This window comes from Enterobacter sp. 118C5, assembly GCF_034107645.1.
Classification (GTDB): domain Bacteria; phylum Pseudomonadota; class Gammaproteobacteria; order Enterobacterales; family Enterobacteriaceae; genus Enterobacter; species Enterobacter nematophilus.
Map to the genome: position 1 here is coordinate 607,041 of NZ_JAWNEU010000001.1, position 14,375 is coordinate 621,415.

A 14,375-nucleotide genomic window follows, 5' to 3' on the forward strand; every position below is an offset into this window, starting at 1 on the left:
TTCAGAGTGATGCCGCCGCCCGGGCGGCGGTGTCATACAGGGAGGAGATCGCGCGTAACAGCTGCGCGGTTTCGCCGATCGATTTCCCGGAAATGCCGCTCTCCGCGTGAATGGCGATAAGACACGCTTCCCGCACGTCCCGGTACTTCATGCACAGCGCTTTCCCTTCCTCCGTGGTGGAGAAAAAGAGCTCTTTCCCCGCTTTCTCGCTCGTTACGTAGCCCGCTTTGACCAGCTTTTTCAGGGCATAGGTCACCACGTGGGTATCTTCCACGTTAAGCACGAAACAGATGTCGGCCAGCTTTTTCTTGCGGTCGCGGTGGTTCACGTGATGCAGCAGCGAGACGTCAAAGGCGCCCATATCCGGTTCGCCGGCGGCGGTCATGCAGCGCACCATCCACTTGTTAAACGCGTTGCCGGTCATGATCAGCGCGTACTCCAGCTCTGACAGTTCCGCGCAACGCTCCGACACCAGGTGGCGGGAGGAGACGATCCGGCCATCGTTGATATCGTTGCAGTCGGGTGAAGCACTCTTTTTCGAGGTCATAACGTTCCTTAGCCAGAAATGTAAACTCGTCGATAAAATAAGAACATTTTATTGATAATTTGTTTACATGTTTTTGAGGTTCAGATATAGCTTTTTAGCGCAGGTTTTGTGAAGCCTGACGAAAAACACAACATCGCTCGCCGCAAATTAAAAAAATAGCCGTCGGCGCGCAACGCTCACTTTCGATAGGGTAAACGTTATGGACGGTACTACGCTGTTGCCGCTGATCGGGATACCGATCGTGGTCATTGGTTTTGCACTGCGCTTCAACCCGCTGCTGGTCGTCGTGGTGGCGGGGCTGGCGACGGGCCTGCTGGTCGGGATGGATTTCGGGATGCTGCTGGAGACCTTTGGCGAGAAGTTCGTCAATAGCCGATCGCTGGCGACCTTCATCCTGATCCTGCCGGTGATTGGTCTGCTGGAATATTACGGCCTTAAAGAGCGCGCCCAGGCCTGGGTGGCGAAGATCGCCAGCGCCACTTCGGCGCGTATCCTGATGCTCTACTTCGTGGCGCGTGAGGGCACCGCCGCGCTGGGGCTGATGTCTCTGGGCGGCCATGCCCAGACGGTGCGCCCGCTGCTGGCCCCGATGGCCGAAGGGGCGGCGCTGAACGAGTACGGCGAGCTGCCGCAGCACATCCGCGACAAAATCAAGGCCCATGCCGCGGCGTGTGACAATATCGCGGTCTTCTTTGGGGAAGACATCTTTATCGCCTTCGGTGCGGTGCTGCTGATTGACGCGTTTCTGAAGGAAAACGGGATCGAAGGGATCGAGCCGCTGCATATCGGCCTGTGGGCCATTCCCACCGCCATTGCGGCATTGATTATTCATATGACGCGCCTGCTGCGCCTGGATGCCAGCATCCGCCGCGACGTTATGGCCTGGCGTGCAGAGCAGGGTACGCAGGAGGCCGCGCAATGATGACGCTTATCACCATTAACCGCGTGTACTACCTGATCGGCTTTGTCGTGATGCTGCTGGTGGTTATGACCCTGCGCGACCGCGCCAATCCGAAGCGTTTTACCACCGCGCTGTTCTGGTTCTTATTCGGCGGGATCTTCCTGTTCGGTGACCTGATGGTGCAGGAGCTGGGTAAATCCCTGGCGTACCGAATCATCGGCGGGTGCGTCATCGCTATCGCGCTGCTGGCGGGTTTTGGTCTGGTGGGGAAAGGGCACTATAAAATGGCCTCCGACGAGGAGCGCGTTGCCTCATCGAACCGGCTTAAAAACTGGCTGTTCCTGCCTGCGCTGATGATCCCGGTGGTGACGGTTATCGGCACCCTGTTCCTGAAGGGCGTGTCGATTGGCGGCGTTTATCTTCTCGACCAGAAACAGCTCACCCTGGCGGCGCTGTGCGTGGCCTGCGTCGCGGCGATCCTCACCGGCTGGTGGCTGACCAAAGGCACGCCGCTGCACGCCATTCGCCAGTCCCGTCGTCTTGTCGATACCATCGGCTGGGCGGTGATCCTGCCGCAGATGCTGGCCATGCTCGGCGGCGTGTTCGTGGCGGCCAATACCGGTGATTCGGTGCAGAAGGTGGTGAGCCTGTTTGTGAACCCGGACAGCCGCTTCATGCTGGTGGTGATTTACTGCGTGGGGATGGCGCTGTTTACCATGATCATGGGTAACGCCTTTGCGGCCTTCCCGGTGCTGAGCGCGGGGATCGCCTTGCCGTTTCTGATCAACGTGCATCACGGCAACCCGGCGCCGCTGCTGGCAATCGGCATGTACGCGGGCTACTGCGGCACGCTGATGACGCCGATGGCCGCGAACTTTAACATCGTTCCCGCGGCGCTGCTGGAGCTGAAGGATAAATATCAGGTTATCAAGATCCAGATCCCGACCGCGTTAGCCCTGCTGGTGGTGAACGTGTTCCTCATGTACTTCCTCGTGTTTCGCTAAGGAGCTGTTATGGAATTGACGCAACATCAGGCTGACGCGTTTGCCCGCATGCCTTTAACCTACTTGCGCCAGGAATACCCGAACCACATCATGCACCTGCTGAATGATGATGGTGACGTTCTGCCGCCTCGCGAGCTGCACCCGATTTTCTACGGCTGTTTCGACTGGCACTCGGCGGTGCACGGCTACTGGCTGCTGCTGCGCTGCGTGCGCCTCTATCCTGAGCTACCGTGTCGGAATGACATCGTTGCGCTTTTCGACGAGCATCTGACGGAGCAGAACGTGGCGAAGGAGCTGGCCTATTTCACCGCGCCGTTCCGCGCCTCGTTCGAGCGGCCGTATGGCTACGGCTGGCTGCTGGCGCTGGCCCAGGAGCTGAAACAGTCGTCGCTGCCGCAGGCCGCAGGCTGGTACCAGACGCTGGAGCCGCTAACCCAGGATATCCGCAACCGGCTGGTGGACTACCTCAACAAGCTTACCTATCCGATCCGCGTCGGGACGCACTACAATACCGCGTTTGCCCTGGCGCTGGGGCTGGACTACGCCCGTGCCGTAGAAGATAGCGCGCTTGAGCAGGCGATTGTGACGGCGGCGGAGCGGTTTTATCTCGCCGACACGCGCTATCCGGCCCACTACGAGCCGGGTGGCGATGAGTACATTTCCGGCGCGCTGACCGAAGCGCTGCTGATGAGCAAGGTCGCAGAGAATTTCCCTGCCTGGTTTGACGCGTTTCTGCCGGATGTCGGCTCAACTGCGGCGCTGATGAACCCGGCGGAAGTGAGCGACCGTACCGACCCGAAAATCGCCCATCTCGACGGGTTAAACCTCAGCCGCGCCTGGTGCATGAAGCATATTGCCAGGGCGCTTCCGGCAAATCATCCGGCGCAGCAGGCGCTGGGTGATGCCGTGGCGAAACACCTGACGGCAAGCGTTGAGCACGTGGTGGGCAGCCACTACAGCGGCGGGCACTGGCTGGCGAGCTTTGCGCTGCTGGCGCTGGAGTAAATAAACGTGCAGCGCCGCGAGGCGCTGCAACAGTTTACGCAGATGCCCGAACCGCCGGGCGCAGCCTGCTCAGGCTAAACACCACCGATCCCGTCGAGGCGATAACGGCGATCCACAGCGCCAGATGCACGGCCCGGTCATGGTCTGATTCGGTCGTTGCAAGCAGCACGCCCACGACGGCGGCACCGAGACACTGGCCGAACGTCCTGACGATAGACAACACGCCGGAGGCATAGCTGGCATATTCCCGCGCCACGTTAGCGAGCATCTCCCGGTTATTAGGGCTCTGGAAGCAGCCAAACCCAATCCCGCATACCAGACTGCGCAGGCAGATATTCCATGCGGACGGATTTTCCGGCAACGTCGCCAGCAGAACCAGTCCACCGACAAAAATCATCAGCCCGATTGTCGAGATGAGCGGCGCGGAAAGGGTATCCGCCCAGCGCCCCGCGTGCGGCGCGATCAGCACAATGCCAATTGGCCACGGGGTGAACAGCAGCGCCGAAACCACCGGGCTGTATCCATACACGCTCTGAAACAGGAACGGCAGCGCGACAAAGGTGATGCCCTGGCTGACAAACGAGGCCAGCGAGGTCAGCGCGGCGAGGGTGAAGCGTCCATTTCTGAACATTACGGGCGGCAGTATGGGACTGCGCGCGCGCCGAATCCGCCAGACGAACGCGATAGCGCTGACCAGCGCGAGAAGCCCCCAGCCAGTGGCCGCCGGGTCGATGCCTTGCGTTATGTGCTGAAGGCTGTCGGCCAGCATGATTGCAGAACCTAACAGCACGGCGGAGAGCGCGGCGCCTGGCGCATCAAAGGGGGAGCGGTCAACGTCCGACTGGCGCGGCAACGCCCGCCATGCCAGCACCAGGGCGATGCTGCCCGGCACAAGGTTAATGGCGAACAGCCACTGCCAGCTCAGCGCGTCCAGTATCGTTCCCCCCAGCACAGGGGCAATCGCCGTGCTGGAGGCGATAAGCAGGGCGTGCAGCCCAAGAATACGCCCAAGCAGGCGACCCGGAAAAACGGAACGCAGGATCGCCGGGGCGATACTCAGGGTAGCCGCGCCGCCGATGCCTTGTAATATACGCATGCCAATCAGCATTTCTGGCGTGGTCGCCAGCGCGCAGCCGAGCGAGGTGAGCGTAAAGGTGGCAAGCCCGGCAAGAAACACCGGGCGATAGCCCACGCGCGCCGCCAGCGCCGCGAAGATGGCCAGCGTCATTGCCGCAGAGAGCAAATAGCCGTTGGCAAACCACACCGCAACGTTCGCGGGGACCTGCATCGCCCTCGTCATGGAGGGCAGCGCGATGTTGATCATAGTGCCGTCAAAGACGCCCATCAGCGTGGTGGTCATGACGGCGGCCATCACCCTTGCGCGTTCATGACCGGGTAAACCTTCATCGCCGGGCTGGTTTGAAAAGAGCGTCATCGTCGTTATTCCCGATAAGAATAGTGATGACGAAACTATAATCATGGGGTATACAGGGCGGAAGACGCAGCGTTTGCACTTTATCGTTGCATGTAACGCCTTATCTGAGGAGCCATCGTGTCCGATCCTGACTTTAACCTTCTGGTTGCGCTCGACGTTCTGCTGGCCGAAGCCAGCGTGGCGGGCGCGGCGCGACGCTTAAACCTGAGCACCTCCGCCATGAGCCGCACCCTGAGCAGGCTGCGGGAGGTGACCGGCGATGCTATCCTGGTGCGGGCCGGTCGGCAGATGGTGCTGACCCCCTGGGCCGAAGCCACCCGGGACCGGGCCAGAAGCGCAGTGCATGAGGCGAGGGCGGTGCTGCAGCCCTCCACGGAAACGCTGAATGTTGAGCGTATGGAGCGCCTGTTCACCATCAGAGCCAACGACGGCTTTGTAGTGGCGTTTGGGCCACTGCTCATTGCCGCCGTGGCGGCGGTGGCGCCCGACGTCTGCATTCGCTTTTCGCCGAAACCGGAGAAAACGTCGCGCTATCTGCGTGAGGGGCTGGTTGACCTGGAGATCGGCGTGCAGAGCAATATGGGGCCTGAAATTCGTCTGCAACGGCTCTTTCAGGACCGGTTTGTGGGCGCGGTGCGCCAGGGGCATCCGCTGGCCTCGCTGTCGTCAGTCAGCCTTGAGGACTATGTCTCCTGGGGGCACGTGGTGGCCTCGCCCGACGGCTCGTTACACGGGTTTGTCGATGAGGCGCTGGCGGAACGCGGGATGAAGCGCAAAATCGCCAGCGTGGTGCCAGGGTTCCCGACGGCGCTATCGGTGGCGCTGGTCTCCGATCTCGTTGCCATGGTGCCGGCGCTCTATCTGCTCAATCAGCCGATGACCGAGCGCGTGCACGTCTTTGAACTGCCGTTTAAAACTCGGAGGATTACGGTGTCACAGATGTGGCACCCGCGCATGGAAAGGGACCCGGCGCATCGCTGGCTCAGGGAAAAGGTGCTGGAGGTGTGCGGCGCTGTCCGCTGACGACTCAGGTCACTTTTTTCGGCACGGAGAGAATGAAGCGCGTCGATACCGCATCCGACTCCACGCGAACTTTTCCGTGATGCGCAGCGACGATGGACTTCACGATGGCAAGCCCAATCCCGCTGCCTTCGCCTTTGCGCTGCCTGGAAGGATCCACCCGATAAAAACGGTCAAACAGCCTCGGCAGATGCTCTTGCGGGATCGGCGTGCCGGGGTTTTCAACCACCAGTTCAACATCGTTCTCCTGTTCACTGAGCGAGACGGTCACCGCGTTTCCTTCCGGCGTATAGCGCAGGGCATTGGAGAGCAGATTGTTAATCGCTCTTCTGAGCATCTGCGGGTCGCCCTCCGTCAGGCAGGGCTGCCCGTTAACGTTCAGCGTGATGTTACGTTCTTCCGCCCAGGCTTCGAAGAAATCGAACACTTTCACGACCTCGGCACGCAAATCAAACATCATCCGGTCCGGGATCAGCTGATTATTATCCGCCTGCGCCAGAAACAGCATGTCGCTGACCATCCGGGTCATCCGGTTGTACTCTTCAAGGCTGGAGTACAGGACATCCTCCAGCTCCTTCGGCGAGCGGTTCTGGCTCAGCGCGATTTCGGTTTGCGTCACCAGGTTGGTGATGGGGGTTCTGATTTCGTGCGCGATGTCGGCGGAAAAATTCGCCTGCCGGGTAAAGACGTCTTCAATCTTTTCGATCATATGGTTGAAGGAGATAACCAGCTGCTCCAGCTCAACGGGCACGCGGGAGGGTTCCAGCCGCGCGTCCAGATTCTCCGAGGTGATATTTTTAATGGCGTTGCTGACGTTACGCAGGGGCAGGTGACCCTGGCGCACCGCGATGCGAATAATGAGAATAATCAGCAGGCTGATTACCGCGGCAATGGCAAAAAGATTCTTCTTAAGCGCGTCCAGGTAGTGCAGATGAAAATTAATGGAGAGCCCGATCAGCATAACGTAGTTCTGCGCTTCGCCCTGCAGCGTCGCCGTGCCCGAAGAGGCGATAATCCGGTACGTTTCCATTTTCATGTCGTGCCCGGCGTGCAAGGGGGCGGCAGGGTCTTCAACCGTCCAGAGAAACACATCCTGCGCGCGACGGTGTGCGCTAAAGTCTGCCGCGTTCATTGCAGGGCGTAACGCCGCCCCTTGCGCCGAGCTGAACAGGGTCTTTCCCTGCGGATCCAGAAGCAGGACGGCCACGTTGCGGTAGCTGGTAATCGACTCTTTAAGCTTGCTGATTTTCTTTTGGTCGGGGTCGGCCGGGGACTGCAGGATGCGGTGCATCGCGGTGCTGATCTGCTGCAGGTCGCTGATGTCCTGCTCGGCGAAATGCTTTTCAACGGAGTGCAACATAAACCACGTGAAGGCAAAAAAGGCCAGGATCGTGGAAAGACTGATAAAAAAGGTCAGCCGCAGGGCAAGCGAAAAAGGGCGTCTGAAGGGCTTAGCGCGCATCCGGCGCCTCCAGCATATAGCCTACGCCGCGCACCGTCTGGATCAGCTTCGGTTCATAATCGTTATCAACTTTCGCCCGCAGCCGCTTAACCGCCACGTCAATCGCGTTCGTGTCGCTGTCAAAATTCATGTCCCACACCTGGGAAGCAATCAGGGAGCGGGGCAGCACCTCTCCCTGATGACGCAGGAAAAACTCCAGCAGGCTGAACTCTTTGCTGGTGAGTAAAATGCGGTTTCCGGCCCGGCTCACCTTTCGCGACACGAGGTCAACCGTCAGGTCAGCCGCATGAAGCTGGCTTTCCGCGATCACCGTATTCCCGCGTCTTAGCAGCGTCCTTACTCTGGCGAGCAGCTCAGCAAAGGCAAAAGGTTTGATCAGATAATCATCCGCGCCCAGCTCAAGCCCTTTTACCCGGTGTTCAATCGTGCCGAGCGCCGTGAGTAACAGTATCGGCATCCCTTTTCCGGCCGAGCGAAGCATGCGGACAATATCCCAGCCGTTCACATCGGGCAGCATGATATCCAGAATCAGCAGGTCGTATTCAGCGGTCATGGCGAGATGGTATCCGTTCAGGCCATTGTCCGCGTGGTCCACCACAAACCCCGCTTCAGTCAGCCCTTTGCTGAGGTACTCACCGGTTTTCATTTCGTCTTCAACGATCAGTATTTTCATCGTGCTCCCCTGACTGGCTGCTGATGACATTCTAGTGAGCGTACCGCCGTTAACAATGACTTACGTTAAAAATGACAACATTGTCATTATCCTGTCACCCGTCAAACAGGATGCCTTCCGTAGAGTAGCCCTCGTCAAACTCTGGACGAGAAGCGTTATGTTCCTGTTAAAACGACTAAGCATCAGTACGGTATTCATCCTGGCAGGCTGCGTTTCGCTGGCGCCTGAATACCAGCGGCCCGCGTCACCGGTACCCCAGCAGTTTTCCCTCTCGCGTAACGGCCTTACGCCAGCGATGGCGGGGTATCAGGACACAGGCTGGCGCCGCTTTTTTGTCGACCCTCAGGTTGCCGGACTGATTGCGGAAGCCCTGAAGAACAACCGCGATATAAAAATGGCCGCCCTGAAGGTCGAGGAAGCCCGGGCGCGGTTCAACGTGACGGATGCGGACCGTTATCCTCAGCTGAATGCAAGTTCAGGGATCACCTACAGCGGTGGGCTGAAAGGTGATAAACCCACCTCACAGCAGTACGAGGCGGGGCTTGCGCTTAGCTACGATCTCGACTTTTTCGGCAGGCTGAAAAACATGAGTGAGGCCGACCGACAGCGCTATTTCGCCAGCGAGGAAGCCCGCCGCGCCGTGCATATCCTGCTCGTCTCTAACGTGTCGCAGGGCTATTTCAACCAGCAGCTGGCGTATAAACAGCTGCGCATTGCGCGGGAGACGTTGAAAAATTATCAGCACTCCTATGCGTTCGTTGAGCAGCAGCTGGTGACGGGCAGCACGAACGTCCTGGCGCTGGAACAGGCCCGGGGACAGATCGAAAGCACGCAGGCAGAGATTGCCAAAAGAGAGGGGGAGCTGGCGCAGGCCAATAATGCATTGCAGCTGGTCCTCGGCACGTATCGCGCGCTGCCGGGCGACAGCGGCATGAACGCCGGCGACGTTGCGCCGGTGAAACTGCCACCCCATCTTTCATCAGCGATACTGCTGCAGCGCCCGGATATTATGGAGGCGGAGTATCAGCTTAAGGCGGCCGATGCGGATATCGGCGCGGCGCGTGCTGCCTTTTTCCCGTCCATTTCGCTGACCAGCGGGCTTTCAACGGGCAGTACGGAATTGTCCAGCCTGTTCACCGCGGGCAGCGGAATGTGGAATTTTATGCCTAAAATTGAACTTCCCATTTTTAATGCGGGCAGGAATAAGGCCAAACTGAAGCTGGCCGAAATTCGCCAGCAGCAGTCGGTTGTTAATTACGAACAAAAAATTCAGACCGCCTTTAAACAGGTTGCCGACGCGCTCGCGCTGCGGGACAGCATTACCCAGCAAATTGAAGCGCAGCAGCGTTATCTTGCTTCGCTGCAAATCACCCTGCAGCGTGCCAGAGGGTTATATTCCAGCGGTGCGGCCAGCTATATCGAGGTACTCGACGCGGAACGTTCTCTTTTCTCCACGCAGCAAACCATTCTCGACCTTATTTACGCCCGACAGGTGAATGAAATAAAACTCTTCACCGCGCTGGGCGGTGGTTGGGTCGAATAACTTAATCAAAGAGGAAAATAAAAATGCGTAATTCACTTAAGGCCGTTGTATTCGGTGCGATCTCGGTTGTGTTTTCTGCCAGCCTCCAGGCGGAGGTGCATCAGCACGACGCAATGACAATGAACGCCGCCAGTGACGCGGCTTCCGAGCAAATTATCCACGGTAAGGGCGTTGTGAAAGCGGTTGATCTTACGAATAAAAAAATCACCATTTCTCATGACGCTATTCCGGCCATTGGCTGGCCTGCGATGACCATGCGGTTCACCTTTACCGACGCTGACGAGAGCATTAACGCACTAAAGCCCGGCAGCCAGGTTGATTTTTCATTTGTTCAGCAGGGCAATATCTCTTTACTCAAAAGCATTAAATAGCGAGATACGGCATGGCCTCATTAAAAATAAAATATGCTGCCATGATAGTCAGCAGCCTTATTGCGGGAGGGCTGATATCGGTGACGGCATGGCAGAATCTTCATTCATCTGAAAAAACGGCAAATAACGCGTCGGAAAGAGAGGTACTTTTCTGGTATGACCCGATGAAACCCGACGTTAAATTCGATAAGCCCGGTAAATCGCCGTTTATGGATATGGATCTGGTGCCGAAATATGCGGATGAAAACGAGGATAACACCAGTACCGGTATACGTATCGATCCGGCTCAGGTTCAGAACCTGGGATTAAAAACGCAAAAGGTGACGCGCGGAACGCTGAATTATGCCCAGACGATCCCGGCTAACGTCAGCTATAACGACTATCAGTTTGTTATTGTGCAGGCGCGCGCGGAAGGCTTCGTTGAAAAAGTATACCCATTGACGACCGGCGATCGCGTGAAGAAAGGCACGCCGCTGATTGATATTACTATTCCGGACTGGGTCGAGGCGCAGAGTGAATTTTTGCTGTTATCCGGCACCGGCGGAACGCCGACGCAAATAAAAGGGGTGCTTGAGCGGCTGCGGCTGGCGGGTATGCCGGACGAGGATATCCAGAGGCTGCGCGCCAGCCGTACTATCCAGACCCGGTTTACCATCAGGGCGCCCATCGACGGGGTCATTACGGCCTTTGACCTGCGTACCGGCATGAATATTTCCAAAGATAAGGTGGTAGCGCAAATACAGGGGATGGATCCGGTATGGATCGGCGCGGCGGTACCTGAATCCATCGCTTATCTGCTGAAAGACACCTCGCAGTTTGCTGTTTCGATACCGGCTTATCCGGATAAAACCTTCCCGGTAGAAAAATGGAACATCCTGCCGAGCGTGGACCAGACCACCCGCACGCTGCAGGTTCGCCTGCAGGTTTCTAACAAGGACGAGCTGCTGAAGCCGGGCATGAACGCGTACCTGAAGCTGAATACGCAAAGTCAGGAGATGCTGCTGATCCCCTCCCAGGCCGTGATTGATACCGGAAAAGAACAGCGCGTCATTACCGTTGATAAAGACGGGCGCTTTGTGCCGAAACCAATACACGTGCTGCATGAATCTCAACAGCAGTCGGGGATTGGTAGCGGACTGGAAGAGGGGGAGTCGGTGGTGGTCAGCGGCCTGTTCCTGATTGACTCGGAGGCCAATATCACCGGCGCGCTGGAGCGCATGCATCAGGCTGAAAACGCTGACGACGCGCATTCCGGCCATTAAGGAGACGATGATGATTGAATGGATTATCCGGCGATCGGTCGCCAACCGTTTCCTGGTCATGCTGGGGGCGCTTTTTCTCAGCGTCTGGGGAACATGGACCATCATCAACACCCCGGTCGATGCCTTGCCCGATCTGTCTGATGTTCAGGTGATAATCAAAACAAGCTATCCCGGCCAGGCCCCGCAGATTGTTGAAAACCAGGTCACCTATCCGCTCACCACCACCATGCTGTCGGTTCCCGGCGCAAAGACCGTGCGCGGTTTTTCCCAGTTTGGCGATTCGTATGTGTACGTCATTTTTGAAGATGGCACCGATCTCTACTGGGCCCGTTCGCGCGTGCTGGAGTATCTGAACCAGGTTCAGGGCAAACTGCCTGCCGGGGTGAGCTCTGAAATCGGTCCTGATGCCACGGGCGTGGGCTGGATATTTGAGTATGCGCTGGTGGATCGCAGCGGAAAACACGATCTCGCCGAATTGCGTTCATTGCAGGACTGGTTCCTGAAGTTTGAGCTGAAAACTATCCCGAACGTGGCCGAGGTCGCGTCGGTGGGCGGCGTGGTTAAGCAGTATCAGATTCAGGTTGATCCGCTAAAGCTGACCCAGTTCGGCATCAGCCTGCCGGAGGTTAAGCAGGCGCTTGAATCGTCCAACCAGGAAGCTGGGGGATCGTCGATTGAAATGGCGGAAGCGGAGTATATGGTCCGCGCCAGCGGTTATCTGCAGACGCTGGATGATTTCAATAATGTTGTCCTGAAAACCGGCGAGAACGGGGTACCGATTTACCTCCGTGATGTTGCCCGCGTACAGACGGGGCCGGAAATGCGGCGCGGTATTGCCGAGCTGAACGGGCAGGGGGAAGTTGCGGGTGGCGTGGTAATTCTGCGTTCGGGCAAAAACGCGCGCGACGTTATTACCGCGGTGAAAGATAAGCTGGCGACCCTCAAGGCCAGCCTGCCGGAAGGCGTTGAGATCGTGACCACCTACGATCGCAGCCAGCTGATCGACCGGGCAATCGACAACCTGAGCTATAAGCTGCTTGAAGAGTTTGTTGTGGTGGCCATCGTCTGCGGGCTGTTCCTCTGGCACGTCCGCTCCGCGCTGGTGGCGATTGTCTCTTTGCCGCTGGGCCTGTGTATTGCCTTTATCGTCATGCACTTCCAGGGGCTGAACGCCAATATCATGTCGCTGGGCGGGATTGCGATTGCCGTCGGCGCGATGGTGGATGCCGCCATCGTGATGATTGAAAACGCGCACAAACGGCTTGAAGAGTGGGATCATCAGCATCCTGGAGAGCAGATTGATAACGTTACTCGCTGGAAGACGATCACCAACGCCTCTGTGGAAGTGGGGCCAGCGCTGTTTATCAGCCTGCTGATTATTACCTTGTCGTTCATTCCCATCTTCACCCTGGAGGGGCAGGAAGGGCTGCTGTTTGGCCCGCTGGCCTTTACCAAAACGTACTCCATGGCAGGTGCAGCCGCGCTGGCTATCATTGTTATCCCTATTCTGATGGGATTCTGGATCCGGGGTAAAATCCCCGCCGAGACCAGTAACCCACTGAACAGGCTGCTGATTAAAGCCTATCACCCGCTTCTGGTTCGGGTGCTGCACTGGCCCAAAACAACGTTGCTCGTTGCCGTCTTGTCCATCTTCACGGTTATCTGGCCTTTGAGCCAAGTGGGCGGCGAGTTTCTGCCGAAGATCAACGAGGGGGATCTGCTGTATATGCCGTCCACGCTGCCCGGCGTGTCCCCGGCAGAAGCAGCCGCGCTGCTACAGACCACGGACAAATTAATCAAAACCGTGCCTGAGGTGGCGTCAGTTTTTGGTAAGACCGGTAAGGCGGAAACGGCAACGGATTCTGCGCCGCTCGAAATGGTGGAAACTACCATTCAGCTTAAGCCGGAGGATCAATGGCGGCCAGGCATGACTATGGACAAGATCGTTGACGAGCTGGACAAAACCGTTCGTTTGCCCGGCCTGGCTAACCTCTGGGTGCCGCCCATACGTAACCGCATTGATATGCTCTCAACCGGGATCAAAAGCCCGATAGGTATCAAGGTTTCCGGTACCGTTTTGTCTGATATCGACGCGACGGCGCAAAGCATCGAGGCGGTAGCGAAAACCGTGCCGGGCGTGGTGTCAGCCCTGGCTGAACGTCTGGAGGGCGGGCGCTACATTGATATTGATATCAACCGGGAAAAAGCCTCCCGCTACGGGATGACGGTGGGTGACGTGCAGCTGTTTGTCTCCTCAGCCATCGGCGGCGCGACGGTGGGGGAAACGGTAGAGGGCGTTGCCCGGTACCCGATAAACATTCGCTATCCTCAGGACTACCGGAACAGCCCGCAGACGCTGAGAGAAATGCCGATTCTGACGCCGATGAAGCAGCAGATCACGCTGGGCGATGTGGCTGATATAAAGGTCGTATCTGGCCCGACTATGCTGAAAACGGAGAATGCGCGTCCTGCCAGCTGGATTTACATTGATGCAAGGGGCAGGGATATGGTGTCGGTGGTGAACGACATTAAGACGGCCATCAGCCAAAACGTGAAGCTGAGGCCGGGTACCAGCGTATCATTCTCCGGGCAGTTTGAACTGCTGGAGCACGCCAATAAGAAACTGAAGCTGATGGTGCCGATGACGGTGATGATCATCTTCATTCTGCTCTATCTGGCGTTCCGTCGCGTGGATGAGGCGTTGCTGATCCTGATGAGTCTGCCGTTTGCCCTGGTGGGTGGCATCTGGTTCCTTTACTGGCAGGGCTTCCATATGTCTGTTGCAACCGGCACCGGCTTTATCGCCCTGGCCGGGGTGGCGGCAGAGTTCGGGGTCGTCATGCTGATGTATTTGCGGCATGCCATTGAGGCGAATCCAGCCTTATCCCGGCGTGAGACATTCACCGCACAAGCGTTGGATGACGCTCTGTACCATGGCGCGGTTCTGCGTGTCCGACCCAAGGCGATGACGGTGGCGGTTATCATTGCGGGTCTGCTGCCTATACTCTGGGGAACCGGCACGGGGTCAGAAGTTATGAGTCGGATCGCCGCGCCGATGATTGGCGGGATGATCACCGCGCCGCTGCTGTCGCTGTTTATCATTCCGGCGGCGTATAAGCTTATCTGGTTACGCAGGTATAAAAAGCAATAAA

12 protein-coding genes are annotated in these 14,375 nt (G+C 57.7%); 8 read left to right on the forward strand and 4 right to left on the reverse strand.

Translation table 11 applies throughout. From position 1 onward, the window contains the following. Window position 1 precedes the first annotated feature (1 nt). A complete protein-coding gene (locus tag UTO39_RS02840; protein WP_253542030.1) occupies window positions 2–547 on the reverse strand; it encodes a winged helix DNA-binding protein in 546 nt (181 codons plus the stop codon). Window positions 548–746: 199 nt separating this feature from the next. On the opposite strand from UTO39_RS02840, the gene UTO39_RS02845 reads away from it, so the two are divergent. Genes UTO39_RS02845 through UTO39_RS02855 form a run of 3 tightly spaced genes read left to right on the forward strand, consistent with a single transcriptional unit; the run spans window position 747 to window position 3,457 of the window. Beyond that, a complete protein-coding gene (locus tag UTO39_RS02845) occupies window positions 747–1,469 on the forward strand; it encodes a DUF969 domain-containing protein (RefSeq protein ID WP_025756467.1) in 723 nt (240 codons plus the stop codon). Then, a complete protein-coding gene (locus UTO39_RS02850) occupies window positions 1,466–2,452 on the forward strand; it encodes a DUF979 domain-containing protein (protein ID WP_061098183.1) in 987 nt (328 codons plus the stop codon). The genes UTO39_RS02845 and UTO39_RS02850 overlap by 4 nt, the downstream gene beginning before the upstream one ends. A gap of 9 nt (window positions 2,453–2,461) precedes the next feature. Then, a complete protein-coding gene (locus UTO39_RS02855) occupies window positions 2,462–3,457 on the forward strand; it encodes a DUF2891 domain-containing protein (protein WP_320726409.1) in 996 nt (331 codons plus the stop codon). A 34-nt stretch (window positions 3,458–3,491) separates the two neighbouring features. On the opposite strand, the gene UTO39_RS02860 is transcribed toward UTO39_RS02855, so the two are convergent. Further along, window positions 3,492–4,892 carry an MFS transporter gene (locus UTO39_RS02860; RefSeq protein ID WP_320726410.1) on the reverse strand — a complete coding sequence of 467 codons (1,401 nt, stop codon included), beginning with the start codon at window positions 4,890–4,892 and terminating at the stop codon, window positions 3,492–3,494. A gap of 117 nt (window positions 4,893–5,009) precedes the next feature. Here UTO39_RS02860 and UTO39_RS02865 point away from each other — a divergent pair, with 117 nt between their 5' ends. Beyond that, entirely contained in the window at window positions 5,010–5,915 is a 906-nt protein-coding gene (locus UTO39_RS02865; protein ID WP_320726411.1) for a LysR family transcriptional regulator, read from the forward strand. Window positions 5,916–5,919: 4 nt separating this feature from the next. Here the strand turns inward: UTO39_RS02865 and UTO39_RS02870 are convergent, their stop codons facing one another. Both UTO39_RS02870 and UTO39_RS02875 read right to left on the reverse strand, forming a co-directional pair. Continuing rightward, window positions 5,920–7,374, reverse strand: coding sequence for a Cu(+)/Ag(+) sensor histidine kinase (locus tag UTO39_RS02870; RefSeq protein WP_320726412.1), 1,455 nt, complete (start codon window positions 7,372–7,374; stop codon window positions 5,920–5,922). After that, window positions 7,364–8,047 (reverse strand): copper/silver response regulator transcription factor, encoded by a 684-nt coding sequence (locus UTO39_RS02875; RefSeq protein WP_248094848.1) that lies wholly within the window; start codon window positions 8,045–8,047, stop codon window positions 7,364–7,366. The genes UTO39_RS02870 and UTO39_RS02875 overlap by 11 nt, the downstream gene beginning before the upstream one ends. Before the next feature lie 157 nt (window positions 8,048–8,204). On the opposite strand from UTO39_RS02875, the gene UTO39_RS02880 reads away from it, so the two are divergent. Genes UTO39_RS02880 through silA form a run of 4 tightly spaced genes read left to right on the forward strand, consistent with a single transcriptional unit; the run spans window position 8,205 to window position 14,374 of the window. Then, entirely contained in the window at window positions 8,205–9,590 is a 1,386-nt protein-coding gene (locus UTO39_RS02880) for an efflux transporter outer membrane subunit (RefSeq protein ID WP_320726413.1), read from the forward strand. A gap of 23 nt (window positions 9,591–9,613) precedes the next feature. Beyond that, window positions 9,614–9,961 carry a cation efflux system protein CusF gene (cusF, locus tag UTO39_RS02885; RefSeq protein WP_320726414.1) on the forward strand — a complete coding sequence of 116 codons (348 nt, stop codon included), beginning with the start codon at window positions 9,614–9,616 and terminating at the stop codon, window positions 9,959–9,961. 11 nt (window positions 9,962–9,972) lie between these two features. Beyond that, on the forward strand, window positions 9,973–11,223 hold the full coding sequence (locus tag UTO39_RS02890) for an efflux RND transporter periplasmic adaptor subunit (RefSeq protein ID WP_320726415.1): 1,251 nt from the start codon (window positions 9,973–9,975) through the stop codon (window positions 11,221–11,223). 10 nt (window positions 11,224–11,233) lie between these two features. Further along, the gene (gene silA, locus UTO39_RS02895; RefSeq protein WP_320726652.1) at window positions 11,234–14,374 is read left to right on the forward strand and encodes a Cu(+)/Ag(+) efflux RND transporter permease subunit SilA; all 3,141 of its coding nucleotides are present in this window, start codon (window positions 11,234–11,236) and stop codon (window positions 14,372–14,374) included. Window position 14,375 lies beyond the last annotated feature (1 nt).

Coding starts and splice junctions, on each gene's coding strand:
- UTO39_RS02880 (WP_320726413.1), top strand. CDS start 8,205: ATGTTCCTGTTAAAACGACTAAGCATCAGTACGGTATTCATCCTGGCA.
- UTO39_RS02890 (WP_320726415.1), top strand. CDS start 9,973: ATGGCCTCATTAAAAATAAAATATGCTGCCATGATAGTCAGCAGCCTT.
- UTO39_RS02870 (WP_320726412.1), bottom strand. CDS start 7,374: ATGCGCGCTAAGCCCTTCAGACGCCCTTTTTCGCTTGCCCTGCGGCTG.
- UTO39_RS02860 (WP_320726410.1), bottom strand. CDS start 4,892: ATGACGCTCTTTTCAAACCAGCCCGGCGATGAAGGTTTACCCGGTCAT.
- UTO39_RS02875 (WP_248094848.1), bottom strand. CDS start 8,047: ATGAAAATACTGATCGTTGAAGACGAAATGAAAACCGGTGAGTACCTC.
- UTO39_RS02840 (WP_253542030.1), bottom strand. CDS start 547: ATGACCTCGAAAAAGAGTGCTTCACCCGACTGCAACGATATCAACGAT.
- cusF (WP_320726414.1), top strand. CDS start 9,614: ATGCGTAATTCACTTAAGGCCGTTGTATTCGGTGCGATCTCGGTTGTG.
- silA (WP_320726652.1), top strand. CDS start 11,234: ATGATTGAATGGATTATCCGGCGATCGGTCGCCAACCGTTTCCTGGTC.
- UTO39_RS02855 (WP_320726409.1), top strand. CDS start 2,462: ATGGAATTGACGCAACATCAGGCTGACGCGTTTGCCCGCATGCCTTTA.
- UTO39_RS02850 (WP_061098183.1), top strand. CDS start 1,466: ATGATGACGCTTATCACCATTAACCGCGTGTACTACCTGATCGGCTTT.
- UTO39_RS02845 (WP_025756467.1), top strand. CDS start 747: ATGGACGGTACTACGCTGTTGCCGCTGATCGGGATACCGATCGTGGTC.